This is a genomic window from Vibrio sp. Isolate22 (assembly GCF_022398115.1).
In the GTDB taxonomy this organism is placed as follows: Bacteria; Pseudomonadota; Gammaproteobacteria; order Enterobacterales; family Vibrionaceae; genus Vibrio.
In genome coordinates this window covers 21,878-27,877 of sequence record NZ_JAKEUW010000061.1, presented here as the reverse complement: position 1 = coordinate 27,877, position 6,000 = coordinate 21,878, and the positions used below count along the sequence as shown (strand labels likewise).

Genomic DNA, 6,000 nt, shown 5'->3' with positions numbered 1-6,000 from the left:
TCATGGATAGCCTCGGCTTCAAGACCGCAAAGGCATTTAGCCTCAGAGTTAGGTTTAAGAGTCAGTGTAATAAGTGATGCTGTCTGGTGAGACTTTACTATTTTAAAGCCTTCCCAGAATGAAGATAGGAAAGTATGATTCGGCATGAAAACGGTAGTTTGTGTATGATTTTTGTTTGGCGACTAAACCATATCACTTACTACCGTTTTTGTTTTTAGTTCCCGCTAATCCGCGATGAACCTCTTTTTTTGCTCTCGCTCTTAGCTCTTCGCTTACTCGCATCCCGAATCTGCTTTTATCTATCTTTTTCTGGATGTTAAATACGGGGCATGGCGAAGTAGAGATTCCAGACATTTCGTTCCTTAATTCTGGAATGACGACGTAATTTAGATGAGAGTTATGGAATGCTGCTCTTGGGCTCTTAAGCTTTTCGCATCCCGTTTACTCGTATCCCGCATCTGCTTTTATCTATCTTTTTCTGGATGTTAAACACGGGGATGTGGCGGAGCAGAGATTCCAGACATTTCGTTCCTCAATTCTGGAATGACGGGGTTGACCTAGATGAGAGTAACGAGATGTCAGTCGCATCTCGAATCTGCTCTTATTCTTTTTGCATCCTCGCTTACTTACATCCCGTATCCGCTCTTAATCTTTTCGTATCTCGTTTACCCGCTACTCTCATCTGCTCTTTGGCTCTTATTCTATTCGCATCTCGTTTACTCGCATCCCGTATCTGCTCTTCCCCCTTAAAACCATTCAACTAGGTTGATAATAAACACAATTTGTGGATAATGCATACGGATTAAACAAACCGTATGCAAACGCACATTTTTGCTATGTTTTGGGTAAAAAATTCCTACTCAATTCCCATATTGAAGGGAACATATGATCTACGCAGTGTGGTGTCGCGGACTATCAAGGGGCGGTAGCGTCTTTTAGTTTTTTGACACTAAATGGGAATAGGATCACAGTAACTCTAGCTCCTAACTCAATTAAACACGTTGTAGCTGATAAAATAACTCGCTTAATTTCTTTTGGGTGTCCTTTGGGGTATCACAACACATTCCGTTTCTAGAACTTGGTTAACATGAAGATTAATAAAAATCGTCTCCTTTTGGCGCTCCTTCCTGTATTACTTGCAGGGTGTACGACTCCAGGTAGTCACCTATCTACTGGTGGCAAGAATGTGATTCAGACTTCTGAAGATCAGCAAGAATCTGATATTTCTGAAGTGGTGAACGTTTACCCACTTACTGCACAGTCAGTATCGACTTACCAAACGGGCGAACTATCGGTTTCAAGGGCAAATCCTGAGCTAGACGTAGACATCGCAAAGTATGAATACAAAGTCGGCGTTGGTGATATCTTAAATATTACGATTTGGGATCACCCTGAATTGACTATTCCAGCTGGTTCTTACCGTAGTAGTACCGAAGCCGGTAACTGGGTGCATGCTGATGGCACTATCTTCTACCCCTACATTGGTACTGTAGAAGTCGCAGGAAAAACGGTTCGTGAAATTCGTGCTGACATCGCGACACGTTTGGCTAAATACATCGAAAGCCCGCAAGTGGATGTCAACGTGGCGGCGTTCCGTTCTAAAAAAACCTACATTACTGGTGAAGTGTCTCAGCCGGGCCAGCAGCCAATCACCAATATTCCATTAACGCTACTTGATGCCGTTAATCGTTCTGGCGGTCTTTCAGAAAATGCCGATTGGCGCAATGTGTCATTAACGCGTAACGGTGTAGAAGAGAACCTATCGCTGTATGGCTTAATGCAGCGTGGTGATTTAACGCAAAACCGCTTACTGCAAGCTGGTGACATTGTTCACGTGCCGCGTAACGATAATCAAAAAGTCTTCGTAATGGGTGAAGTGAAAGAGCCTAAACTTCTGAAGATTGATCGTGTGGGCATGAGCCTAACTGAAGCGTTAAGCAGTGTTGGTGGTATCAACGAATTGACAGCAGATGCGACGGGCGTGTTTGTTATTCGTACCTCTGATGATAAATCAGAGCGTATGGCAGACATCTACCAGCTAGACATTGAAGATGCTTCAGCGCTAGTGATTGGTACCGAGTTCGACCTAAAACCTTACGATGTGGTTTACGTAACGGCAGCCCCAATCAGCCGTTGGAATCGTGTGATTGGTCAGTTGCTACCGACAATCAACGGCTTTAACAACTTGACTGAAGGTGCATTGCGTATTCGTAATTGGCCTTAGATTAAGAGGAAATGGTAATCAGGTCGTATGTTGAATGCGGCCTGATTTTTATATTTATAAGCCAATACAATTAGGGATAGCTATGTTTAACAAAATTTTAGTCGTGTGTGTGGGCAACATTTGCCGTTCTCCAACGGGAGAGCGCGTTCTTCAAAAATTACTTCCAGGCAAAGAGATAGCCTCTGCCGGAATCGCGGCTGAAAAGAGTCGTTTACTCGGCAAGCCAGCCGATGATACGGCGATTTTAATCGCAGCAGAAAATGGCGTAGATGTCGAAAACCATCAGGCGCAGCAAGTGACGCCTCATCTTTGTGCTCAGTATGATTTGATCTTGGTGATGGAGAAGGGCCACTTAGAAGCGCTTACTCAGATCTCACCTGAAGCACGTGGTAAAACCATGTTGTTCGGCCAGTGGATTGGTCAGAAAGACATTCCCGATCCACACCGCCAAAGCCGTGAAGCATTTGACTACGCTTATCAGTTGATAGACGAAGCTGCGCAAGCGTGGGCAAAAAAGCTGTAACTTGAGGCTTCGCCTATAACTGCCAAGCCGTCGAAGCGTCGCAAAGGTAACAATAACAGAATCATAGACAAGAGATGCGTCGTTCACCCTCTTGATAGCAATCATTTAGGAAGTAGCAAACAAATGACAACACAACCCTCCCAGCCATCGCATACAGATAATCCTGATGAGATCGATTTAGGAAAATTGCTTGGTATCTTATTAGATGCTAAATGGCTAATCATGCTCACCACATTCATCTTTGCTGTGTTTGGTATTGCATTTGCGCTGCTTTCAACACCGATCTACAAAGCCGATGCGCTGATTCAAATTGAAGAGAAGAGCTCTGGCGGTATCTCTTCTATGGTCGGCGATATGGGGGAGCTATTCTCGCAGGAGTCATCGGCGACAACCGAAGTCGAAATTATCAAATCGCGCATGATCTTGGGCGAAACGGTGGATAAATTTAACCTAACAACGGTGACAGCACCGATTTACGCACCCATCGTCGGAAAAGGTTTTGCACGCTTAACCGGTGACATCAATCATATTGCGGTAAGCCGTTTTAATTTGCCAAGCTATGCAAGTGCTTATGGTCACACCATCCAGATTGTTGATGCAGAACAAGGCACTTATCAACTGGTGCGTGATGATGAGCGTGTTATCCTACAAGGTAAAGTGGGTGAGCTTGCAACGGCCGACGACTACAGCTTGTTTGTGGCTGGGTTTGAATCACACAATGGTTTCGAATTCTCAATTGCTCAACGCAGCCGACTAGAAGCGATCGAATGGCTGAAAAGATCCTTGTCTTTGTCTGAGCAAGGTAAGCAAACTGGTATTCTGAAGTTGAGCTTTGAAGGCGAAAACAAGCAACAGATTACTGAAATTCTTAATCACATCAGCCAGATCTACTTCTTACAAAATGTGAAGCGCAATTCAGCGGAAGCAGAAAAGAGTCTAGAGTTCTTAGAAAGCCATCTGCCTGGTATTAAATCTGAGCTGACTGGTTATGAAGACACGCTAAACAACTACCGCCAGAAGAACGAATCGATCGACTTGGGCTTAGAGGCGCAATCGACGCTCAAGGTAATGGTCGAGCTTGAAGCGCAGTTAAACGAACTGACGTTTAAAGAGAGCGAGATCAGTCAGCGTTTCACTAAAGATCACCCAGCCTATAAATCACTGCTTGATAAACGTAAAACGCTGCTACGTGAGAAAGAACGCTTGAACGAACAGATTCAAAAGTTACCTAAAACGCAGCGTGAAGTATTACGTATGACACGCGATGTAGAAGTTAACCAACAAATCTACATCCAGTTGTTAAACAAGGTTCAAGAGCTGAGCATAATTAAAGCGGGCACCGTAGGTAATGTTCGTATTCTAGATGACGCCCAAGCGTATAAGCGTGCTGTTAAACCTAAGAAGCCACTGATCGTGGTATTAGCGACCTTGCTAGGCGGCATGTTGAGTGTAGCGTTTGTATTAGTGAAAGCGGCGTTCCATCGTGGTGTTGAAAGCCCAGATAAAATTGAACAAATTGGCCTGCCGGTTTACGCAGCTGTACCAAAATCAGATTTGCAAATTGAGTTAACCAACCGCTTTAAATCGAAGAAAGTGCAAACCAAAGGCACGCAGGCCCTGCTGGCAGAATCGAACCCTGCAGATCTTTCAGTAGAAGCACTGCGTGGTCTTCGTACTAGCTTGCACTTTGCAATGCTTGAAGCCAAAAACAACGTACTAATGATCTCTGGCCCTGCGCCGGGCATTGGTAAATCTTTCATCTCGACCAATTTTGCGGCAGTAGCGGCCAAAACCGGCCAGAAAGTGCTGATCATTGATGCCGATATGCGTAAAGGTTACCTACAGCAAAGTTTTGGTGTGAAGTGGGATAATGGCCTTTCTGATGTATTGAGCAACAAACAAGAGTTTGCGCAATCTATTAAAGCAACACCAGTAGAAAACCTAGACATTCTTACTCGCGGTCAAGTGCCACCAAACCCATCGGAACTGCTAATGCACCCGCGCTTTGCAGAGCTGATGGAGTGGGCGTCAAAAGAGTATGACTTGGTGATTATAGATACCCCGCCAGTACTGGCGGTAACCGACCCTAGCATTGTTGGCTCTTTCGCTGGCACCACACTAATGGTGGCGCGTTACGGCCAAAACACCCTAAAAGAGATCGATGTTGCCCGCAACCGTTTCGAACAATCCGGTATCGAAGTGAAAGGTGTTATCTTCAACGCCATCGAGAAGAAAGCGTCTAGCTCATACGGCTACGGTTACTATAACTACGCATATTCGAGCGATAAGAAGTAAAGAAAGCAGTAACGAGATGCTAGTAATCGGGTAAACGAAGAGCTGAAAGGCAGATACGGGATTCGAGTTATCGAGTAGCGAAGAGCTTAAAAGCAAAGGGCAGTAACGAGATGCGAGTAACCGGGTAAACGAAGCGCTAAAAGGCAGATGCAGGATGAGAGTGGCGAGTAACGAAAAGCGCCGCTCTTCGCATCTCGTTTACTCGTCACTCGTATCTATTCTTTACCCACTCGAATCCGCTCTTAGTCTCTCCGCATCTCGTTTACTCGCTACCCGCATCTGCTCTTAAGCCTTTCGCATCCCGTTTACCCGTCACTCGTATCTGCTTTTTAAGCTCTTCGCATCTCGTTTACCCGTCACCCGCACCTGCTCTTAAGCCTTTCGCATCCCGTTTACTCGTCACCCGCATCTGCTTTAAGCTCTTCGCATCCCGCTTACTCGCTACTCGAATCTATTTTTTAACCACGCCACCCGTTAAATACAAACCAATCGCCGCTAGCACTGGATAACCAAACGCTTCATTGGTCATTTCCCCTAATGGCTTCCAATCGTAGCCGTGCATGCAGCCCAGAATCACCATCACATGCAATGCCACATAAGGAATGGTGAACAACAACACAATGTAGCGCTGTACTAACTTAAAAGGTTCATACGCTTTAAGCAGTGCCAGCTTGTGCTTCGCTTTTTCTTCATCAGTAAAAAACATCGCATCTCCTGTGTTGGTGAGTGCATCTAACCCTTTGCTAATGGAAGACTGGCTCCCGAATATTCTTCCGAACAATGTCATACTGCTCCTTGGTTGATTGATGGTTATATACCGCCTTTCTCGTCACTCCCGCTCTTAAGCCTTTCGCATCTCGTTCACTCGAATCTGCTTTTCAAGCTCTTCGTTTACTCGTATCTCGCTACTCTCATCTGCTCTTTAAGCTTTTAATCTCTTCGCGTCTCGCTTACCCGT

4 protein-coding genes are annotated in these 6,000 nt (G+C 45.2%); 3 read left to right on the top strand and 1 reads right to left on the bottom strand.

Annotated features, from left to right (window positions below; translation table 11 throughout):
• Positions 1 to 1,087: 1,087 nt before the first annotated feature.
• The 3 genes from L1D55_RS22940 (at position 1,088) to L1D55_RS22930 (ending at position 5,042) form a co-directional block, all read left to right on the top strand.
• Positions 1,088 to 2,224 (top strand): polysaccharide export protein, encoded by a 1,137-nt coding sequence (locus L1D55_RS22940; protein WP_239918990.1) that lies wholly within the window; start codon positions 1,088 to 1,090, stop codon positions 2,222 to 2,224.
• An 82-nt stretch (positions 2,225 to 2,306) separates the two neighbouring features.
• Positions 2,307 to 2,747 (top strand): low molecular weight protein-tyrosine-phosphatase, encoded by a 441-nt coding sequence (locus tag L1D55_RS22935; RefSeq protein WP_239918989.1) that lies wholly within the window; start codon positions 2,307 to 2,309, stop codon positions 2,745 to 2,747.
• 123 nt (positions 2,748 to 2,870) lie between these two features.
• On the top strand, positions 2,871 to 5,042 hold the full coding sequence (locus tag L1D55_RS22930) for a polysaccharide biosynthesis tyrosine autokinase (RefSeq protein ID WP_239918988.1): 2,172 nt from the start codon (positions 2,871 to 2,873) through the stop codon (positions 5,040 to 5,042).
• Between the two features lie 451 nt (positions 5,043 to 5,493).
• Here L1D55_RS22930 and L1D55_RS22925 read toward each other — a convergent pair whose 3' ends face one another.
• Positions 5,494 to 5,829 carry a hypothetical protein gene (locus L1D55_RS22925; RefSeq protein WP_004733275.1) on the bottom strand — a complete coding sequence of 112 codons (336 nt, stop codon included), beginning with the start codon at positions 5,827 to 5,829 and terminating at the stop codon, positions 5,494 to 5,496.
• Positions 5,830 to 6,000 lie beyond the last annotated feature (171 nt).